The organism is Microbacterium testaceum (genome assembly GCF_029761935.1).
GTDB lineage: Bacteria > Actinomycetota > Actinomycetes > Actinomycetales > Microbacteriaceae > Microbacterium > Microbacterium testaceum_A.
The window spans coordinates 2,617,141-2,636,846 of record NZ_CP121699.1; the positions used below are offsets into that span (position 1 = coordinate 2,617,141).

General features: G+C 69.9%; 13 protein-coding genes. 5 read left to right on the forward strand and 8 right to left on the reverse strand.

What is annotated here, in order from left to right; genetic code table 11:
• Positions 1-7: 7 nt before the first annotated feature.
• The 4 genes from QBE02_RS12585 to QBE02_RS12600 all read right to left on the reverse strand — a co-directional run bounded on the left by QBE02_RS12585 (position 8) and on the right by QBE02_RS12600 (position 4,939).
• Positions 8-1,528: an alpha-N-arabinofuranosidase gene (locus tag QBE02_RS12585; RefSeq protein ID WP_279366015.1), complete on the reverse strand. Its 1,521-nt coding sequence runs from the start codon at positions 1,526-1,528 to the stop codon at positions 8-10.
• 71 nt (positions 1,529-1,599) lie between these two features.
• The gene (locus tag QBE02_RS12590; RefSeq protein ID WP_056228009.1) at positions 1,600-2,940 is read right to left on the reverse strand and encodes an ABC transporter substrate-binding protein; all 1,341 of its coding nucleotides are present in this window, start codon (positions 2,938-2,940) and stop codon (positions 1,600-1,602) included.
• Positions 2,941-3,083: 143 nt separating this feature from the next.
• A complete protein-coding gene (locus QBE02_RS12595; protein WP_371129311.1) occupies positions 3,084-4,019 on the reverse strand; it encodes a carbohydrate ABC transporter permease in 936 nt (311 codons plus the stop codon).
• Entirely contained in the window at positions 4,016-4,939 is a 924-nt protein-coding gene (locus QBE02_RS12600) for a carbohydrate ABC transporter permease (RefSeq protein WP_056224355.1), read from the reverse strand. The genes QBE02_RS12595 and QBE02_RS12600 overlap by 4 nt, the downstream gene beginning before the upstream one ends.
• Before the next feature lie 111 nt (positions 4,940-5,050).
• Between QBE02_RS12600 and QBE02_RS12605 the strand changes: the two genes are divergently transcribed.
• The 3 genes from QBE02_RS12605 (at position 5,051) to QBE02_RS12615 (ending at position 11,462) form a co-directional block, all read left to right on the forward strand.
• The gene (locus QBE02_RS12605; protein ID WP_056224350.1) at positions 5,051-6,097 is read left to right on the forward strand and encodes a LacI family DNA-binding transcriptional regulator; all 1,047 of its coding nucleotides are present in this window, start codon (positions 5,051-5,053) and stop codon (positions 6,095-6,097) included.
• Positions 6,098-6,356: 259 nt separating this feature from the next.
• Positions 6,357-10,235, forward strand: a complete 3,879-nt coding sequence (locus QBE02_RS12610) for a glycoside hydrolase (protein ID WP_279366018.1) — start codon at positions 6,357-6,359, stop codon at positions 10,233-10,235.
• A 180-nt stretch (positions 10,236-10,415) separates the two neighbouring features.
• Positions 10,416-11,462 carry an NAD(P)-dependent alcohol dehydrogenase gene (locus tag QBE02_RS12615; RefSeq protein ID WP_279366019.1) on the forward strand — a complete coding sequence of 349 codons (1,047 nt, stop codon included), beginning with the start codon at positions 10,416-10,418 and terminating at the stop codon, positions 11,460-11,462.
• Positions 11,463-11,904: 442 nt separating this feature from the next.
• On the opposite strand, the gene pgm is transcribed toward QBE02_RS12615, so the two are convergent.
• Positions 11,905-13,551, reverse strand: a complete 1,647-nt coding sequence (gene pgm / locus QBE02_RS12620) for a phosphoglucomutase (alpha-D-glucose-1,6-bisphosphate-dependent) (RefSeq protein WP_279366020.1) — start codon at positions 13,549-13,551, stop codon at positions 11,905-11,907.
• Between the two features lie 165 nt (positions 13,552-13,716).
• On the opposite strand from pgm, the gene pheA reads away from it, so the two are divergent.
• Complete coding sequence (gene pheA, locus QBE02_RS12625) at positions 13,717-14,679, forward strand: prephenate dehydratase (protein WP_056224342.1); 963 nt, start codon at positions 13,717-13,719, stop codon at positions 14,677-14,679.
• A 186-nt stretch (positions 14,680-14,865) separates the two neighbouring features.
• Here the strand turns inward: pheA and QBE02_RS12630 are convergent, their stop codons facing one another.
• Complete coding sequence (locus QBE02_RS12630) at positions 14,866-15,903, reverse strand: LLM class flavin-dependent oxidoreductase (RefSeq protein WP_176786316.1); 1,038 nt, start codon at positions 15,901-15,903, stop codon at positions 14,866-14,868.
• 204 nt (positions 15,904-16,107) lie between these two features.
• Here QBE02_RS12630 and QBE02_RS12635 point away from each other — a divergent pair, with 204 nt between their 5' ends.
• Positions 16,108-16,530 carry an Asp23/Gls24 family envelope stress response protein gene (locus QBE02_RS12635; RefSeq protein ID WP_279366021.1) on the forward strand — a complete coding sequence of 141 codons (423 nt, stop codon included), beginning with the start codon at positions 16,108-16,110 and terminating at the stop codon, positions 16,528-16,530.
• A gap of 82 nt (positions 16,531-16,612) precedes the next feature.
• Here the strand turns inward: QBE02_RS12635 and QBE02_RS12640 are convergent, their stop codons facing one another.
• Together QBE02_RS12640 and QBE02_RS12645 are read right to left on the reverse strand one after the other, a co-directional pair.
• Entirely contained in the window at positions 16,613-18,001 is a 1,389-nt protein-coding gene (locus tag QBE02_RS12640) for a tail fiber protein (RefSeq protein ID WP_279366023.1), read from the reverse strand.
• A 268-nt stretch (positions 18,002-18,269) separates the two neighbouring features.
• Positions 18,270-19,640, reverse strand: a complete 1,371-nt coding sequence (locus QBE02_RS12645; RefSeq protein WP_279366025.1) for a cryptochrome/photolyase family protein — start codon at positions 19,638-19,640, stop codon at positions 18,270-18,272.
• Between the last annotated feature and the right edge of the window lie 66 nt (positions 19,641-19,706).

Genomic DNA, 19,706 nt, shown 5'->3' on the forward strand with positions numbered 1-19,706 from the left:
TTCGGTATCAGTCGTTGAGGCGCGCGGTCAGGCGCACCCAGGCGAGGGCGGGGAGGGTGAAGCGCAGGATGCCGTCGGAGCCGGCCTCGACCGCGAGGGCAGCCGGTGCGACGGGCTCGCCGTCGGCGGAGTTGGTGGTGTGTCGGTCTCCGCCCTCGGGGACGGTGACGATCACGGCCTCGACGTCGGAGACGCGGCCGAGATCCAGCTCGACCGGGGTCGCCGACTCGAGGTCGCGGTGGGCGAGGAACACCGAGACGGTGTCGCCGTCCACGGTCGCGACCGTGTCGACGGCGTCGACGCGCCCGTGGCGAGCGGTGTCGATCGTGGCACCCTCGACGTGGGGGACGACGACGCGACCGGATGCCGCCTTCGCGGTGAGGGCGAAGGGATGGAAGGTGGTCTGGCGCCAGGCGACCCCGCCACCGGGCTCGGTGCGGATGGGGGCGATGACGTTCACCAGCTGGGCGAGGTTGGCCATCGACACGCGGTCGGAGCGGCGGATGAGAGTGATGAGGAGAGATCCGACGACGACCGCGTCGGTGACGGTGTAGTCGTCCTCGATCAGGCGCGGTGCGATGGGCCAGTCGCCCGTGAAGACGCGCGGCTTGTCGACCTCGTTCCACCGCGTCTGGTTCCAGACGTTCCACTCGTCGACGCTGATGCCGACCGGACGCCCGTCAGGGGTTGTCGCCCCGACCTCGTCGATGATGTCGGCGACCTCGCCGATGTAGCGATCGAGGGCCGCGCCGCTGGCGAGGAAGCTCGCGGGGTCGGCGGGGTCCTCCTCGTAGTACGCGTGCACGGAGATGTGGTCGATGAGGCCTGCGGTGTGACGGAGCACCGTGCGCTCCCACGCGCCGAAGGTCGGCATCTCGTGGTTCGAGCTGCCCGCGGCCACGAGCTCGACCGTCGGGTCGATGAAGCGCATCATGCGCGCCGTTTCGGCCGAGAGGCGACCGTACTCGTCGGCGGTCTTGTGGCCGATCTGCCAGGGACCGTCCATCTCGTTGCCCAGGCACCACAGGCGGATGCCGAAGGGGTCTTCCCGGCCGTTCTCGCGCCGGCGATCGCTCAGGGCGGTGCCCGAGGGGTGGTTCGCGTACTCGAGCAGGTCGGCCGCCTCGGCGACGCCGCGCGTGCCGAGGTTCACGGCCTCCATGACCTCGAGGCCCGCGGCATCCGCCCATTCGGCGAACTCGTGCAGACCCACCTGATTGGTCTCGGTGCTGTGCCAGGCGGCATCCAGCCGGACCGGACGCTGCGAGCGAGCGCCCACGCCGTCCTCCCAGCGGTAGCCCGACACGAAGTTGCCGCCGGGATAGCGCACGACGGTGGCGCCCAGCTCGCGGACGAGCTCGAGCACGTCGGCGCGGAAACCCTCGGGGTTCGCGGTGTCGTGGCCGGGGGAGTGGATGCCGTCGTACACGCAACGGCCCATGTGCTCGACGAACGAGCCGAACAAGCGGCGGGGGACGGCGGCTCCGACCGCGGTGCGGTCGACGACGATGCGGGTGGGGGAGGTCATTCGGGTCTCTCCTGGCGAGGGAATGGAAGGGGCGGGCCGCATGCGTGCACGCGACCCGCCCCGGGAACTTCTTACTTGTTGACCGAGAAGCCCTGGTCGTTGCCGTACTGGACGAGCTGGTCCTGCCACGCGGTCAGGCCCGCGTTGAGGTCGCTCTTCTTCGAGTAGGCCTGGCCCACGGTGTCGCCGTAGATGCTGTTGGCGTACACCTGGAACGGCAGGTAGCTCCAGCCCTCGCGGACCTCGCTCGAGGCCTGCGTGAGGACCTGGTTGATCTGCTGGCCGCCGAAGTAGTCCGACTTCTTGTCGACGAAGGCGGGGTCGCTCAGCTGAGCGGTGGTGGAGGGGAATCCACCCGACTCGGCGAAGATCTTCAGGCTCTCGTCATCGTTGTTGAGCCACTTGAGGAAGCCTGCCGCGAGGGCGGGGTTCTTGCTCTGCTTGGTCACGGCCTGGCCACCGCCGCCGTTCTCGGCCGTCACGGCCTTGCCGTCGTAGGTGGGGATGGGGGCCACGGCCCACTTGCCCGAGCCGTCCTTCACCGAGGACTCCAGCACGCCGGGCATCCAGGCGCCGATGACGAGCGAGGCGATCGAGCCGTCACCGAGGCCCTTGAACCACTCGTCGCTCCAGCTGGGGGTGTCCGAGAGCAGGCCGCCCTCGATAAGACGGTTCCAGTTGTCGGCGAACTTCTTCGACCCGCTGTCCTGCAGGTCGATGGTGACGTCGGTGCCCGAGGTCTTGAACGGGGTGCCGCCGGCCTGCCAGATCATGCTGGTGGTGAAGCCGGAGTCGCCGGTGTCGGCGGTGATGTACTTGGTCGGGTCGGCGGCGTGCAGCTTCTCGGCCGCGGCGACGTACTCGTCCCACGTGGTCGGGACGGCGATGCCGAACTGGTCGAAGACCGACTTGTTGTAGAACAGGGCCATGGGGCCCGAGTCCTGCGGCAGGCCGTAGAGCTTGCCGTCGAAGTTGACGGAGCCCCAGGGGCCGGTCGCGTAGTCGCCCTTGAGATCGGCGAACCCGTACGACGACAGGTCGAGCAGCGAGTCCGAGAGGGCGAACTGCGGGAAGGCGTAGTACTCGATCTGGACGACGTCGGGGGCACCCGAGCCCGCCTTGATGGCGTTCTGGAGCTTGGTGTACTCCTCGGTGTTGGTGCCGGCGTTGACGTAGTTGACCTTGACCTTGGGGTACTTCGCCTCGAAGGCCTTGACCTGGGCCTCGGCCGAGGGGGTCCAGGACCAGTACGTGATCTCGCCACCGGCCTCGAGGGCCTTCTCGATGTCGTCGGCCGATCCGCCGGCGGCGCCGCCGGCGTTACCGCCCGAGCACGCGGTCAGGGCGCCCACCGTCAGGGCGGTGGCGGCGACGGCGAAGACGGCCCGCCGAGCGGCGGTGCTCTTGCGCATGAATGTCATCGGTTCCTTCACTTCGTTGTTGTGGAGTCGGGGCGGGAGCCCCGGGGTGTTGTGGTTTCCGGGGCAGGACGCTCCGGTGGTGCGGTGTTGCGGGTTTCCGGGGCGATGCCCCGGTCAGGGGGAGCTCGGGTGGATCACTCCTTGACGCTGCCGGCGGTCAGACCCGACTGCCAGAAGCGCTGGAGCAGCAGGAACGCGGCGACGATCGGGATGATCGAGAGCAGCGATCCGGTGATCACGAGGTTGTAGATGGGCTGCGCGGCGACACCGGTCGCCTGCGCGTTCCACTGGTTGAGGCCGACGGTGAGCGGGTACCACGCGGGGTCGCTCAGCATGATCAGCGGGAGGAAGTAGTTGTTCCAGGTCGCCACCACCGCGAACAGCAGCACCGTGACGATGCCGGGCGTGAGCAGGCGGATCGAGATGGTGAAGAAGGTGCGGAATTCTCCGGCCCCGTCCATGCGGGCGGCCTCGAGCAGCTCGGTGGGGATGGCGTCGGTCGCGTAGACCCAGATCAGGTAGAGGCCGAACGGGCTGATGAGCGACGGGATGATGATCGCCCAGGGGGTGTTCGTGATCCCGAGCTGGCTGAACAGCAGGAAGGTCGGCACGGCGAGGGCGGTACCGGGGACGGCGATCGCACCGAGCACCACGGCGAACACCGCCTTGCGGCCGCGGAAGTTGTACTTCGCCAGGCCGTAGCCCGCGAGCGTTGCGAGGAGCGTCGCCCCGCCGGCGCCGACGACGACGTAGAGCAGCGTGTTGCCGAGCCAGCGCAGGAAGATCCCGTCGCGGTAGGTCAGGGTCTGCGCGATGTTGTCGAACAGCGCGAAGCTGTTGCCCGGCCCGAGGCCGAAGGTGCTGAACAGGTCGGGCTGGGTCTTGGTGGCGTTGATGACCAGCCACGCGAGGGGCACGAGCGTGTACAGCAGGTACAGCGCCATCACGATGGTGAGGACGACCGATTTCTTGCTGTGCGTGGGCGAGGTGCGCGCGAAGCGGCGGCGGGCGCCCTGTCGCTCGGTGGTCACGGCGACGGTGTCGGTACGGGGTGCGGTCGCGGTGGTCATCGCGCCTCCTGACGGGAGCCGCGCAGCTGCACGACGTAAGCGATGACGGCGGTGATGACGCCCATGATGATGGCGATCGTGGCCGCGTAGTTGTACTGCTGGCCGGCGAACGAGAGGTTGTACGCGTACATGTTCGGCGTGAAGAACGTCGAGATCACGTTGGGTGCGAGCGGCTTGAGGATGTTCGGCTCGTTGAAGAGCTGGAAGCTGCCGATGATCGAGAAGATGGTCGCGATGACGACCGCGCCGCGCACGGCCGGGATCTTGATCGAGAAGATCGTGCGCCAGGCGCCCGCTCCGTCGATGGATGCCGCTTCGTACAGCTCGTTGGGGATGGTCTTCAACGAGGAGTAGAAGATCAGCATGTTGTAGCCGACGAACTGCCACGTGACGATGTTGCCGATCGACAGCAGCATCCATTCGGGCAGGAAGGGCTGCACGAACTGTCCGCCCAACAGGTCGTTGAGGTTGCGCGTCAGGCCGAACTGGTCGCCGTAGATGTAGCCCCACATCAGCACGGCCACGACGGCGGGCACCGCGTAGGGGAGGAAGATCACCATGCGGTAGAAACCGGCCGCGTGAAGCCGTGCGCTGTCGATCGCGAGGGCGGCGCCGAGGGCCAGCAGCAGCATGATCGGCACCTGCACGACGAGGAAGATCAGGACGCGCCCGAAGCCGTCCCAGAACTTCGCGTCGCCGAAGGCCGCGATGTAGTTGTCGAGACCGACGAAGGCGTTGCCGCCGATGAGCTGGTCGCGGAACAGGCTCAGGTAGACCGAGTACGCCAGCGGCGCCAGGAACACGAGGGCAAAGACGAGGGCGAACGGGGCGACGAACAGCCAGCCGCGGTCTTCGATTCGGGAGCGCCGCTTGCGCTGGGGGGTGCGCAGGGCGGGCGGGGGTGCCGCAGTGGTCGTCATCGTCCGGTGCCTCTTCGTTGGTGCGCATTTCGGTCGGGTTGGCCGAGATGTTGACGTAAACATAACTCGACCCCGCTAGTGTGTCAACGTCAACATCCCAAGGGGGCATGCATGAGCGAGACGACGACGACGTCGACCGCGATTCCGACGCGCGAGCGTCGACGCGAGGTGTCGATGGCCGACGTGGCTGCGGCCGCGGGGGTGTCGGGACAGACCGTCTCGCGCGTCGCCAATGGTCGCACGAACGTCGACCCCGACACTCGACAGCGGGTGCTCGACGCGATGTCCACCCTGGGGTATCGCCCGAACAGTGCCGCTCGGGCTCTGCGGTCGGGGCGCTTCCGCAGCATCGGCGTCATCATGTTCTCGCTGAGCTCCTACGGCAACACGCGCACCCTCGACGCGCTCGCGTCGGTGGCCGCGGCATCCGGATACTCCATCACCCTCATCACCGTGCAGTCGGCCTCTCAGTCCGACGTGTCGGGCGCGTTCCTGCGCCTTCACGAGCACGCGGTCGACGGGATCGTCATCCTCATCGAGACGCATCGACTCGGCGAGAACGAGCTCTCTCTGCCGACGGGGCTCCCGGTCGTCGTCGTGGACTCGAGTGCCGACTACCCCTACGCCGTCGTCGACAACGACCAGGCCCAGGGGGCGCGTCTGGCCACGGAGCACCTCCTCGACCTCGGCCACGAGACCGTGTGGCACCTGTCGGGTCCGCCCGAGTCGTTCGCCGCGGAGCGGCGGCGCGATGCGTGGCGCTCGGCGCTCGAGGACCGCGGATGCCGTGTGCCCGAGGTGCAGATCGGTGACTGGACCGCCGACTCCGGCCACCGGATCGGTCAGGCGCTCGCCCAGGATCCGGCCGTGACCGCGGTCTTCGCCGCGAACGACCAGATGGCCCTCGGGGTGATCCGCGCGCTGCACGAGGCGGGTCGCGTCGTGCCCCGCGACGTCAGTGTCGTGGGCTTCGACGACATGCCCGAGGCGGCGAACTTCTGGCCGCCGCTCACCACCGTGCGCCAGCGCTTCGAGCGCGTCGGTGAAGAGGCGATGAGCGCCCTGATCGCCGACATCGAGGGCGAGGGCGGCGAGCACGCCCGCACCCTCGTTCCGACCTCGCTGGTGGTTCGCGCCAGCTCCGCGCCGCGCCTCTGAGCCGCGCCTCTGAGTCGCGCACGGGTCGCGCGCCGCGCGGGCGGGCTCGCACCGTCGTGGATGCGCGCACCGATCGTGCGCGCCGGCTTGCGCCGTGCCTTTGACGAGCCGCTCCGCTCGTGCGCCGCGCGGAGACGACACATTCTGGGGAAACGTTGCGGCAATCCATAGTGCTCCCTTAGGCTCGGTGTTGACGTCAACATGTTGACGTCAACATCCCCACCTGAGGTCGCACCGCTGCGGCCGGATCGGAATGACGATGAAGTCAGCTCGACTGTTGTCGATGACCTGCGCCGTGGCCCTCGCCGCCGGGGCGATCACCGCCACGGCCGCCGTGGCCCCCGCGCCCGCCGAGGCGGCGACCGCCGCCCCCGTGCGCATCACCCCCAACCCCGCCACCGCCTCCGAGAAGCCGTTCGAGGGGTGGGGGACGAGCCTCGTCTGGTTCGCCAACGCGACGGGCAACTACCCCGCCGACGTCCGACAGAAGCTCTTCGACGCCGTGTTCGGCGAAGACGGGCTCAACCTCAATATCGCGCGGTACAACATCGGCGGCGGCAACGCATCCGACGTGCCGTCGTACCTGCGCCCCGGCGGAGCGGTCCCCGGCTTCTGGAACCCCGATCTCCCGGCGACGGACGCCAACGGCGCGATCACCTCGAACTACGCCGACCGTGCGCGCTACAAGGCGGCCTGGAATCCCGACGACCCGAACGCGTACGACTTCTCGAAAGACTCCGCCCAGCGCTGGTGGCTCGACGCCCTCAAGGGCAAGGTCACCCACTGGGAGGCCTTCAGCAACTCCCCGCCGTACTTCCTCACCCAGAGCGGGTACGCCTCCGGAGGCATCAACAATGCCACGAGCGAGCAGCTCGCGCCCGCCGACATGGACAAGTTCGCCGGCTACCTCGTGAACGTCGTCGACGAGCTCGAGAAGAAGCACGGCATCACCTTCGACACGATCGACCCGTTCAACGAGCCGAACACGAACTACTGGCAGACCCAGATCCCCAACGGCGCGACCTGGCCCACGGGCGGTCGCCAGGAGGGCGCGCACATCGGGCCCCAGGCGCAGGATGCCATGGTCAAGGCGCTCGCGGCCCGCCTCGCGCAGCCGAGCACCACCACCGACGCCGTCATCTCGGCGATGGACGAGACCAACCCCGGCATCTTCGCCACCAACTGGAACGCGTGGTCGGCTCAGTCCAAGAGCCTGGTCGACCAGCTGAACGTCCACACCTACGGCACCGACGGCCGGCAGGTCGTGCGCGACATCTCCAAGGCCGCGGACAAGCCGCTGTGGATGAGCGAGGTCGAGGGCAACTGGACCGCCCAGAACAAGGGCTTCGTCACCGACGACATCGAGAACGGCCTCGGCATGGCCCAGCACATCGTGGGCGACCTGCGCGAGCTCGAGCCCGACGCGTGGGTGTTCTGGCAGCCGGTCGAAGACCTGTACAACATGGAGAAGGTCGAGAAGCTCAACTGGGGCAGCGTCTTCATCGACTTCGACTGCAACGCCCAGGGGATGTCCGAGCGGCGCCTGAAGGACGGCGACGCCGACCCCTCGTGCCAGGTGCTGACGAACGAGAAGTTCAACACGGTGCGCAACTTCACCCACTACATCGCGCCCGGCGACCACCTCATGGCGACCGACAACGCCCAGTCGACCGCGGCGATCGACGAAGACGGCCAGGGCGCGACGATCGTGCACGTCAACTCCGAGGCCTCGGCCCGCACCGTGCAGATCGACCTGCGCGACTTCGGCACCGTCGCGCCCGGGGCGACCGTGACCCCGATCGTCACGACCCAGTCGACGGCCGACGCGCCGACGCTCAACGCGCTCGTGAAGGGGCAGCCGGTCGCGGTGGACGCGGCATCCCGAACCGCGACGCTCACCATCCCCGCCAAATCCGTCGTGACGTTCGAGATCGACGGCGTGTCGGGAGTGTCCTCCGACGCGGCGGCCTTCCGCGACGGACAGACCGTGCAGCTCTCCGGTCTGCAGAGCGGACTCGCGCTCGACGGCGCCTCGACGCTCGCGGTGCGCACCGCCGCGACGACCACCGACGCGGCTCGCGCCCAGTCGTGGACCGTGCGCACGATCGACGGGGCAGGAACGAACCGCCACCGCTTCACGCTTCAGAACGGGTCGGGGAAGTTCCTCGCCTCGAACGGCACCAACACCGCCCTGGTGGATGCCGACCCGGCCGCGGCCGCGACGAATCCGGCGTTGCAATGGATGGCGTCGACGACCGACGGCACCTTCTACTCCCCGTTGAACGTAGCGAGCGAACGCGTGCTCGACGTCAACGGGGCGAGCACCACCCCCGGTGCGTCCGTGGGCCTGTGGACCTCCAACGGCGGGGGGAACCAGCAGTGGCGCATCGCCGGCACCGCGGTCATCGGCGCCGAGCCGGTCTCGGCGGCGACCGCCGTGGGCGTGAGCCCCACCCTGCCCGGCACCGTCACGCTGCGCTACGCCGGACGGACGCTCCGCAGCGCCGCGGTGACCTGGCAGACGGACGGCGCGGATTTCTCGCGCCTGGGCACCGTCCAGGTGCGCGGGACCGGTACCGACCTGTTCGGGGCGCCCTTCGAGGCGACCGCGACAGTCGAGGTGGGGCCGTACACGGCCACGCGCCCGGCATCCGTCACCGTTCCCGCCGGGAGCGCGCTCGACGTGGTGAAGAGCCAAGCCGACGGCAGCGTCCAGGCCGAGCTCAGCCCCTCGGGCTCCGGATTCTGGGTGCCCGTGCAGTGGGCCTGGGATGGACTGACTGATGCGGCGTTCGCCGCGACGGGAACCGTCACCGTCACGGGCATCGCGACGGGACCGAGCGGAGAGAAGCTCGACGCGCGACTGACGGTCATCGTCACCGCGGCGTCGGAGCGCAATGTGGCCCCGCAGAGCCAGCCGTCGGCGACCTTCACCGAGAGTGCGCAGTACGGCGTCGCCAACACGATCAACGGCAGCTCCACCGACAAGGGCTGGTCGAACTGGCGGTCGGGAACGAAGAACGACCAGGACACCCTGAGCTACGTCCTGAAGCAGCGCGAGACGCTGACGCACGTCGCGGTGCAGTTCTACCGTGACGGCAACACGCTGAGCTGGCCCACGACGATGCGCGTGGACCGTCGGGTCAGCGGCGGCTCGTGGATCGAGGGCGACCCGGTTCCGGTCCCCACGCCCTCGAGCGGTGCGCCCCGGGTCGACGTCCCGGTCGTTGGTGCCGCCGACGAGGTCCGCGTGGTCATGAACGCCCGGTCGCAGACCCACATGATCGTGTCCGAGGTCGAGATCTTCGCCGCAGCCCCGGCTCCGGCTGGCATCGCCGACCTCGCCCGCTTGACGGTGGGCGACGAGCCGGTCGCAGGGTTCGCCGCCGACACGCTCGACTACACCGTCAGCTCGACCGGCGCGGCGTGGCCGACACTGCACGCCCTGGCGGTCGACGAGGACGCGAGCGTCGTCGTGACCCAGCCCGGCGCCTCCGCGGGCGCCGCCACCGCCCGTGCGGCAGCCGTCGCCGCGGCGGACAACGTCGGTACCGTGCAGGTCACGGCCCCCGACGGCACCTCGCGCACCTACTCGGTGACCGTGGATCGCGTCGTCGGCGTGACCTCTGTCGCTTTGACGGGGGAGGCCCGCGTGGGCTCCACCCTGCGTGCGGCCGCCGTGACCGACCCGGCCGATGCCGGAACAACGTTCGTGTGGATGCGCGACGGGGTCGCCATCGGCGGCGCCACCGCCGACGGGTACGCGCTGACCGCGGCCGACGAGGGGCGACAGATCACCGTCCAGGTGACGGCGACGGCGGCCGGCTTCACCGAGGGCCGTGCCGTGTCCACGGCGGTCGTTCCCACGGCGGCCGTCACGGACCCCGGCGCCGGCGGTGGCTCGGGCACTCCGGGCGCGGGAGCGGGCTCCGGATCGGGAGGATCGGATGCCGGAGGCGGCGCCGGGTCACCGGCGGGCTCCGCGAACAACGCCGCAGGGTCCTCGCCGGCGAACGGTCGCGACCTGGCGACCACCGGTCAGAACACCGAGGGGGTGGCCGGGTTGACCGTCGGTGCCCTCCTGCTGCTCCTGCTGGGAGCCGCTGCGGTGGTGCTGCGGCGCCGCTCTCGCGCGTGACCCTCTGAACCCGAAGGCCGTGACGGCCGCCTCCCCGCGACCGTCACGGCCTTCGGCGTTCCCGGGTGGCGGGGGTGGCGGCATCCCACCCCCTCGTCGCACATCCGTGCAACCCCGACCTTCTTCACCCGCGGGCGGGAGAAGATTGACCGTCCGCAACGATCCCCACTGAGGAGACCCATGCACGTCAACGCCTACGCGGCGTCGTCCGCGACCTCACCCCTCGAACCCACGACCATCGAGCGCCGCGAGGTCGGCCCGAAGGACGTCCTGATCGACATCGCCTACGCCGGCATCTGCCACTCCGACATCCACACCATCCGCGGCGAGTGGGGCGACGTCCCCTACCCCCTGACCGTCGGCCACGAGATCGTCGGTACGGTCGCCGAGGTCGGCTCCGAGGTCACCAGCCACAAGGTCGGCGACCGCGTCGGCGTCGGCTGCATGGTCAACTCGTGCCGCGAGTGCGAGAACTGCCTCGCGGGCGAGGAGCAGTACTGCGAGAAGGGCAACATCGGCACGTACGGCGCGAAGGACGTCGACGGCACGATCACCCAGGGCGGCTACAGCGAGAAGATCGTCGTCGACGAGCACTTCGTGCTGCGCGTTCCCGAGTCGATCCCCTACGAGAAGGCCGCTCCGCTGCTGTGCGCGGGCATCACGACCTACTCGCCGCTGAACCACTGGAACGCCGGCCCCGGCAAGAAGGTCGCCGTCGTCGGCCTCGGCGGGCTCGGTCACATGGCCGTCAAGATCGCCCACGCCATGGGCGCCGAGGTCACCGTGCTCTCGCAGACGCTGAGCAAGGAGGACGACGGCCTGAAGATGGGCGCCGACCACTACTACGCGACGAAGGACGACGAGACCTTCGAGAAGCTCAAGAAGCACTTCGACCTCATCATCAACACCGTCAGCGCCCCGCTCGACCTCAAGCAGTACCTGGGCCTTCTCGCCCTGAACGGCACGATGGTCAACGTCGGCGCCCCGCCGGAGCCCCTGCCCATCCAGGTCTTCACGCTGTTCACCAACCGTCGTTCCTTCGCGGGTTCGTCGATCGGCGGCATCCGCGAGACCCAGGAGATGCTCGACTTCTGCGCCGAGAAGGGCATCGCGCCCGAGACCGAGCTGATCTCGGCCGATCAGATCAACGAGGCCTACGAGCGCGTGCTGAAGAGCGACGTGCGCTACCGCTTCGTGATCGACGCGAAGACCTTCGCCCCCGCCTGATCCGGCACCGGATGCCACGGCCCCGACGCTCCCCGGAGCGCCGGGGCCGCGGCGTTCCCGCTGCCCCCGTCGCCGATAAACGCTGTCGCTGCTCAGAAACGCGGCCTCGCAGCGTGTCTCGCACGGATCGGCGTTTATCGGCGTGGTGGGCGGGTGGAACGGGTGGGCGGATGCCGCGGGTCCCGCCGCCGCATCCCCGCTCCGTCACTCCCTCTGAGTGCCGGGGCGGCGGTATCCCCTGGCCCCTGTCACCGATAAACGCTGTTCGTTCTCAGAAACGCAGCCTCGCCGCGTGTTTCGTCAGGAATGGCGTTTATCAGTGCCGACCGCTCGCCCGAGCAACCGACCGCCCGCCCGAGCAACCGACCGCGCCGCTCGCAAGGCCGGCGCACGCGAAAGCGGCGCCGCCCCGAGGGGCGACGCCGCTGACGAACCGTGCGGATCAGGCCTGGCCGAGCGCGGCCGAGACCACGGCCCGCGCCTCTTCCTGCACCTCGCGCAGGTGGTCCTCGCCGCGGAGCGACTCGGCGTACAGCTTGTAGACGTCCTCCGTGCCCGAGGGGCGCGCGGCGAACCACGCCGACTCCGTCTGCACCTTCAGCCCGCCGATCGCGGCGCCGTTGCCGGGAGCGTGCGAGAGCTTCGCGGTGATGGGCTCACCGGCGAGCTCGGTGGCCGACACGGCATCCGGAGACAGCTTCGACAGAGCCGACTTCTGCGCGGGCGACGCGGGCGCATCGACCCGCTGGTACGCGGACGATCCGAACTGCTGCTCGAGCTCGGCGTAGCGCTGCGAGGGGGTCTTGCCGGTGACGGCGAGGATCTCGGCGGCCAGCAGGCAGAGCAGGATGCCGTCCTTGTCGGTCGTCCACACCGTGCCGTCCTTGCGCAGGAACGACGCACCCGCCGACTCCTCGCCGCCGAACGCGACGGAGCCGTCGAGCAGGCCGGGGACGAACCACTTGAACCCGACGGGCACTTCGAGCAGCGTCTTGCCGAGGGCGTCGGCCACGCGGTCGATGATCATCGACGACACGAGCGTCTTGCCCACGGCGGCGTCGGCCGGCCAGTTCGGGCGGTGCGAGAACAGGTAGTCGATGGCGACCGCGAGGTAGTGGTTCGGGTTCATCAGGCCCGCGTCGGGGGTGACGATGCCGTGGCGGTCGGCATCGGCGTCGTTGCCGGTGAGGATGTCGTACTCGTCGCGCGCGGCGACCAGCGAGGCCATGGCCGAGGGCGAGGAGGGATCCATGCGGATCTTCTCGTCCCAGTCGAGCGTCATGAACTTCCACGTCGGGTCGACCTCGGGGTTCACGACGGTGAGATCGAGGCCGTAGACCTCGGCGATGAGCGCCCAGTACTCCACCGATGCCCCGCCCAACGGGTCGGCGCCGATGCGGACGCCGGCGCTCTTGATGGCGTCGACGTCGATGATGGATGCCAGATCCCTGACGTACGCGTCGCGGAAGTCGTACTGGCCCAGGCCGTCGAGGTCGATGTCGGCGTGCCGCGTGCGATGCACGCCCTCGAGCCCTGCGGCGATGAGCTCGTTCGCGCGGTCGGCGATCCAGCCCGTCGCGTCGGTGTCGGCGGGGCCGCCGTGCGGGGGGTTGTACTTGAAGCCGCCGTCGCGCGGCGGGTTGTGCGAGGGCGTGACGACGATGCCGTCGGCGCGGCCGGGGTCGGAGGCCGCGAGGTCGCGGTTGTACGTGAGGATCGCGTGGCTAAGCGCGGGGGTCGGCACCCACGCGTCGCGGGAGTCGACGCGCACGTCGACACCGTTGGCGACCAGCACCTCGATGGCGCTGCGTTCGGCGGGAAGCGAAAGCCCGTGGGTGTCGCGACCGAGGAACAGCGGACCGGTGATCCCCTGCGCTGCGCGGTAGTCGACGATCGCCTGGGTCGTGGCGAGGATGTGGTCTTCGTTGAAGCTGGTGCTCAGCGACGAACCGCGGTGACCGCTGGTGCCGAAGGCGACGCGCTGCTCGGGCACCGCGGCATCCGGCTTGCGGTCGTAATACGCCGCGATCAGTTCGTCGATGTCGATGAGATCGGATGCCTCTGCGGGCTGCCCTGCGCGACTGCTCATGCGCCCAGTCTGCCCGCTCCCTCCGACATGCGCACACGCTGTGACGCATTCTGAGAGAATCCGTGGTCGCGTCGCGGGCGGTCGCCGGTCGATGCGGTCCGCAACGGTGGCGTGGGCCCGCTGTCGCGGCATCCGGAATCTTCCCCCAGGTCTAGGCTGGACGCCGTGCTGCCCGACACAGAGACCGTGCCCGCCCGCCGTACCTACAGCTACCTGGGCCCGGCCGGCACGTTCACCGAGGCGGCCTTGGCGCAGGTGCCCGAGGCGCGCGATCAGATCTGGCGTCCCGTGCGCAACGTCGGCGAAGCGCTCGCCGACGTCGTTGAGGGGCGGTCGGATGCCGCGATGATCGCCATCGAGAACTCCGTCGACGGCGGAGTCTCGACCGCGCAGGATGCCCTGGCGACCGTGCCGGGCCTGCGCATCGTGGGCGAATACCTCGTGCCGGTGAACTTCGTGCTCGTCGGTCGCCCCGGAGCCACCCTCGCCGACGTCTCGCTCGTCGCCGCGCACCCGGTCGCCTACGGGCAGTGCCTCGGATGGCTCAGCAAGAACCTCCCCGCCCACGCGCACCTCCCCGCCGAGAGCAATGTCGCGAGCGCGCTGGGCGTGCTCGATGGGACGAGTGCGGCGGATGCCGCGGTGGCGGCCCCCGGCATCGTCGCCCACCACGACGTCTCGGTGCTGGCCGAGAACATCGGCGACAACCCCAACGCGGTGACGCGTTTCGTTCTCGTCAGCCGCACGGTCGCTCCGGCTCCGCCCACCGGTGCCGACAAGACCTCGCTCATCGTCGAGCTGCCCGAGGACCACCCGGGTGCCCTGCTCGAACTACTCGAGCAGTTCGCCACGCGCGGGATCAACCTGAGCCTGTTGGCATCCCGCCCCATCGGCGACGCCCTCGGCCGGTACCGCTTCGTGATCGACGCCGACGGTCACGTGCTCGACGAGCGCATGGCCGACGCCCTGCTGGGGCTCCGCCGGTTCAGCCCGAAGGTCATCTTCTTGGGGTCGTACGCCCGCGCCGATCGCGCGATCGTGCGCTACCCGCAGCGCTACAGCGACGACGTGTTCGTCGAGGCGCGCGACTGGCTGCGCGGCCTGCTGAGTGGTGAGCCCGAGGCCTGACCCGCCGCCAGGCCCCTGTGCTCGTCGACGGGCCTAGAGCCCGCGTCGGTGACCGGTGGCCTCGAAAGGCCTAGCCGCCCCGCGCGCCCCGGTCCCCGAGCTCGTCGACGGGCCTGGAGCCCGCGTCGGTATCGGCGGCCGCGAGAGGCTCAGCCGTCTCACCCGCGGCGGCGACGCCGCCGAGCGTCAGGCCGCGACGGTCGCCGGAGCCGCGATGAGCTCGAGGGTCTGCACGCGGCCCTCGGACGTCTCGCCGTCGTAGGCTCCCGCCACCGGCGACACCATGATCTCGTCGACGCCGTGCTGCGCGGCGAACGCACTCAACTGCGCGCGCACGTCATCGCCGGTGCCCACGAACCACTTCTGCCGGGTCGAGGCCATGATCGATTCGGCCATCGCGTCGAACGGCTCCGCCTTCGCCTGCTCGACCGTCTCGAGCGGAACCATGGGGCGGTTCGTCCGCAGCCGCGCCATCATGCGCAGCTGCGGCAGCGCGCGGTCCTCGGCCTCTTCGGCGGTCGGCGCGGCGACGACGTTGGCGGTGACGAAGGTGCGCGGGCCCTCACCCGACTCGTTGGGAACGAACTGGTCGCGGTACACCCCGAGTGCGTGGGTAAGCCCCTCGCCCGAGAAGTGGTTCGCGAAGACGTAGGGCAGGCCGAAGCTGGCCGCGAGCTGCGCCGAGTAGTCGCTCGAGCCGAGAAGCCAGACCTGGGGCATCCCGGATGCCGCGGGCGTCGCCTTCACCTGGTACTCGGTGCCCGAGGTGAAGCGCACCGTCGCCCCATCGGGCGAGGTGAGCGCCATGATGTCGGTCACGTGATCGGGGAAGCGGGAGACATCGCTCGTGGTGCCCGAGCGGTTCAGCAGCTGGGTGATGACCGGGTCGCTGCCGGGGGCACGGCCGATGCCGAGGTCGATGCGGCCGGGGGCCAGGGCCTCGAGGGCGGCGAACTGCTCGGCGACGATGAGGGGGGAGTGGTTGGGCAGCATCACGCCGCCCGATCCGACGCGGATGCGCGAGGTGCGGGCGGCCGCGGCGGCGATCAGCACGGGGGGTGTGGTCGACGCGACCGAGGGCATGTTGTGGTGCTCGGCGAACCAGTACCGGCGATACCCGAGGCGGTCGGCGCGCTCGACCAGGTCGAGGGCGGCGCTCACCGCCTGTGCGCTGTTCTGTCCGCTGCGGACGGGGACGAGATCGAGAACAGAGAGGGAGGGCATGGCGTCGTTCACCCCGACAACAACGCCCGATCGATCCCCGCTATTCCTCTCCGGGCGTCGCGGCGGGCCGTGAGGGGTGCAGGGCGAAGCGGCATCCATCTTCAGCGTTCTCTCAGGAAAACGGCGTGACGAAAGCGCCGCCCACCGCGTCTCACCTGTGACATCGCGGGACACACGGTCCCGGAACGACGGAAGGAAGCGAACATGGCCGAGAACACCACCACCGCCACGACCACCCCCGCCACGAAGGACGGCGGCTCGACCGTCATCGTCGACGCCGTCGTCGCCAAGGTCGCCGGCATCGCCGCGGCCGAGGTTCCCGGTGTCCACGCCCTCGGCGGAGGAGCAGCCCGCGTCATCGGCAACATCCGCCAGGCCGTGGGAGCCAAGGACCACGCGCAGGGCGTGAGCGTCGAGGTCGGCGAGACCGAGGTGGCCGCCGACATCGCCATCCAGGTCGACTACCCCGAGCAGCTGCAGCGGGTGGCGTCGAACGTCCGCGCGGCCGTGCACCAGGCCATCACCGAGCTCGTCGGCATGAAGGTCGCCGAGATCAACGTGACCGTCGTCGACGTGTTCATCCCGGGCGACGACGAGGACGACGCCGACGAGCAGCGCGTCAACTGACAACCGTCTTGAGAGGGGTGTCACCGCGAGGTGACACCCCTCTCAAGCGTCCGGCTACGGACCGCCGGTGCGGTCTGAGGCCTCAGTTGCCGGTGGGGAAGATGCCCTGACTACACACGTAGTAGGTCATGCCGTTCGGGGTGAGAGAGGTGAGGTTGGGGAGCTGGAAGGTCGTCGCGCCGTTCCCGCCGTATGTCGTGCCGTACAGGGCGAACAGCGCCTGGTTCGACGAGACGCTCAGCGTCTGGCCGTTTGCGATCAGCCCGCTGGCGATACGAGAAGCGGAGAGGTAGACGTCGCCCAGTGTGCACTCGGCGCCGCTGCGGCCCTCTCCAGCCCGCCCCGTGTTCTGTCCGAAACGGTTGTCCACGAAGGTGCTCGATCCAGCCGGCCCCTGCGGACCGGTCGGCCCCTGCGGACCGGTGAGTCCCTGCGGTCCGGCGGCACCCTGCGCGCCCGGTGCAGCGAGCACCCGCCAGTCGGAGGTCGCCGTGGGGGGAACGTTCGTGTTCGCTCGCGTGGCGATGTAGGTGCCGCCTTGGTAGGTCACGACGTCAGCCGGCGTCCCCGACTGGTAGGTGCTGGTGCTCGACCACTCGCCTCGGAAGGTCCACGGGGTCTGACCTTGAATGCCCTGCGTTCCCTGCGGGCCGGTGGCGCCGGTTTGTCCCGTGGCTCCGGTGGCGCCTTGGGCGCCGGCATCCCCCTTGTCGCCTTTCGCGCCCTTCGAGGCGACGACGATCCAGCTCGAGTCCGTCCCCGGCGTCCTTCCGACCGAAGACTGCGCGGCGACGTAGGCGCTGCCGTTATAGGTGACGAGTGCGGCGGGAGGCCCCGCCGTGTAGGTCGACGTCGCGGACCAGGCGGATACTGTGCTCCAGGCGGCCACACCGGGGTCGCCCTTCTCACCGGTGGCTCCTTGCGCTCCGGTGTCGCCCTTCTCGCCGGTGGCGCCTTGGGCTCCGGTGGCGCCTTGTGCTCCCGTGTCGCCCTTCTCGCCGGTCGCGCCTTGGGCTCCGGTGGCGCCTTGTGCTCCCGTGTCGCCCTTCTCGCCGGTAGCGCCTTGGGCTCCAGTCGCTCCGTCGGATCCCCCGGCGCCCTGGGCGCCCGTCTCGCCGGTCGCTCCTCGAGCGCCGCTCGTGCCCCTGTCGCCCGTCGCGCCGCTTGCGCCTGTGGCGCCGGTGGCTCCCGGTGCGCCGGCCTCGCCCTGCGGCCCGGGTTCTCCGGTCGCGCCGGGCTCTCCAGTTGCGGCGGGGGAGCTCGACCAGGTGACCGGAACCATGCCGCCGTCGCACGTCGACGAGTCGGCGTTCAGAGTGAGCGCTCCCGACTGCGTATCGAAGCACCCGTAGGCGGTCAGCGACGATGGCTGGCTCTGTGCCACGGATGACGCGGCCCACCCGGCGCCGGCGCCGACCGTTCCCGCGACGACCGCGCCGATGATGATCCAAGAAACGGGTGATGCCTTCATGGCGGGGCTCCCAAAGAGACGGGGCTCCTACGCGGTCGCGTCGAGCAGTGCGAAGACGGCCTAGAACACACTGCACCAAGCTCAGCCCGTAGTCGGACGCTATCGTAGCGACGAAAGTGCACGCTGTGTCGTCGGGGGTCGACGGACAGAGCCGCCATTGCCGTACTCGCTGTCGGCACGGCGATCGCCTTCGGGCTCCGCGGAGGGGGAACCCCGGGCGACGCCTCGGCTCCGACCGGCGCGGCGACCTCGGGCCCCGAGGGCGGGCTCAGCCCCCGTGGCGCACGTGGGCGTAGGCGTCGAGCGCGCGCTTGCGGGTCTCGCCGAGGTCGACCATCGGCTCCGGCGGGTTCTCGCCCAGGAATTCCGGCGCCCACTCGCGCACGTACTCGTCGTGCGCGTCGAACTTCTTGCGCTGCGTCTCCGGGTTGAACACGCGGAAGTACGGGGCGGCATCCGCGCCCGATCCCGCGACCCACTGCCAGTTGAAGGGGTTGCTCGCGGCATCCGCGTCGACGAGGCAATCCCAGAACCACTGCTCGCCGTGACGCCAGTCGATGAGCAGGTTCTTGATGAGGAACGACGCCGTGACCATGCGCACGCGGTTGTGCATGACGCCGGTGTGCCAGAGCTGGCGCATGCCGGCGTCGACCACGGCCACGCCCGTCTTGCCCTGCTGCCAGGTCTTGAGGTGCGACCGGTTCAGCTTCGGCCAGGGGAAGGCGTCGAAGTTACGGCGCCAGTTCACCGTCGCGATGTCGGGGGAGTGGTAGGTCACGTGCCAGGCGAACTCTCGCCAGACGACCTCCGACAGGAAGCCGCTCGCGCTCTGCGCGTGCTGGCCCGATCCGCGGTGCTCGAGGGTGTCGTGCCACACCTGGTAGGGGCTGAGCTCGCCCCAGCGCAGGCGGGGCGACAGGTTCGAGGTGGCGCCGCCGGCGAACTCGTCGCGGTACTTCGAGTAGTCGCCCAGGTCGTCGTCGAGGAACTCCTTCAAACGTGCCTTCGCGGCGGGCTCTCCGGGCTCCCACGTCTCGCGCAGGCCTCCGGCCCAGTCGGGCTCCGTGGGCAGCAGGCCCCACGAGCCGAGGTCGTCACCGTCGACACTGCCGTCGAAGCCGGGGATCTTCCGTGCTTCCGGCATCGGCGGGCGCGGGGCGGGGAGCTTCTGCACCGCCCGCGCGAAGGGGCTGTACACCCCGTACGGCTTGTCCGACTGGGTGCGCACCGTCCACGGTTCGTAGAGCAGGTTGGCGGCGAAAGACGCGACGGTCACGCCGTCGTCGCGCAGCTTCTCTTTGATGCCGGCGTCGATCTCGCGCTCAGCACCGCCGTAGCGCCGGTTCCAGAACACCGCTCCCGCGCCGATCTCGTCGACCAGCGCGGGCACGACCTCGGCCGCTTTGCCGCGCCGAAGCACGAGCGACCCTCCGCGCTCGCTCAGGCGCTCGCCGAGCGAGGTCAGCGACCCGTGCAGCCACCACCGCGCCGCCCCGCCGATCTCGCGGACGCCGTCCGACTCCTCGTCCAGCAGGTACAGCGCGACGATCGGCTCGTCGCGGTCGAGGGCTGCGCGCAGCGCCGGGTTGTCGGTCAGGCGCAGGTCGTCGCGGAACCAGACGATCGAGGGTGATGCCATTCTCCGACGCTATCCACCGCGGCATCCGGTGCCTCGGGCTTGACACCCGTGCGGCCGGCGCCGCCT

What these genes read in the sequence shown, in the direction of transcription:
- QBE02_RS12645 (WP_279366025.1), bottom strand. Translation starts at nt 19,640, where the DNA reads ATGGCATCACCCTCGATCGTCTGGTTCCGCGACGACCTGCGCCTGACC.
- QBE02_RS12615 (WP_279366019.1), top strand. Translation starts at nt 10,416, where the DNA reads ATGCACGTCAACGCCTACGCGGCGTCGTCCGCGACCTCACCCCTCGAA.
- QBE02_RS12605 (WP_056224350.1), top strand. Translation starts at nt 5,051, where the DNA reads ATGAGCGAGACGACGACGACGTCGACCGCGATTCCGACGCGCGAGCGT.
- QBE02_RS12585 (WP_279366015.1), bottom strand. Translation starts at nt 1,528, where the DNA reads ATGACCTCCCCCACCCGCATCGTCGTCGACCGCACCGCGGTCGGAGCC.
- QBE02_RS12595 (WP_371129311.1), bottom strand. Translation starts at nt 4,019, where the DNA reads ATGACCACCGCGACCGCACCCCGTACCGACACCGTCGCCGTGACCACC.
- QBE02_RS12600 (WP_056224355.1), bottom strand. Translation starts at nt 4,939, where the DNA reads ATGACGACCACTGCGGCACCCCCGCCCGCCCTGCGCACCCCCCAGCGC.
- QBE02_RS12635 (WP_279366021.1), top strand. Translation starts at nt 16,108, where the DNA reads ATGGCCGAGAACACCACCACCGCCACGACCACCCCCGCCACGAAGGAC.
- QBE02_RS12590 (WP_056228009.1), bottom strand. Translation starts at nt 2,940, where the DNA reads ATGCGCAAGAGCACCGCCGCTCGGCGGGCCGTCTTCGCCGTCGCCGCC.
- QBE02_RS12640 (WP_279366023.1), bottom strand. Translation starts at nt 18,001, where the DNA reads ATGAAGGCATCACCCGTTTCTTGGATCATCATCGGCGCGGTCGTCGCG.
- QBE02_RS12610 (WP_279366018.1), top strand. Translation starts at nt 6,357, where the DNA reads ATGAAGTCAGCTCGACTGTTGTCGATGACCTGCGCCGTGGCCCTCGCC.
- QBE02_RS12630 (WP_176786316.1), bottom strand. Translation starts at nt 15,903, where the DNA reads ATGCCCTCCCTCTCTGTTCTCGATCTCGTCCCCGTCCGCAGCGGACAG.
- pgm (WP_279366020.1), bottom strand. Translation starts at nt 13,551, where the DNA reads ATGAGCAGTCGCGCAGGGCAGCCCGCAGAGGCATCCGATCTCATCGAC.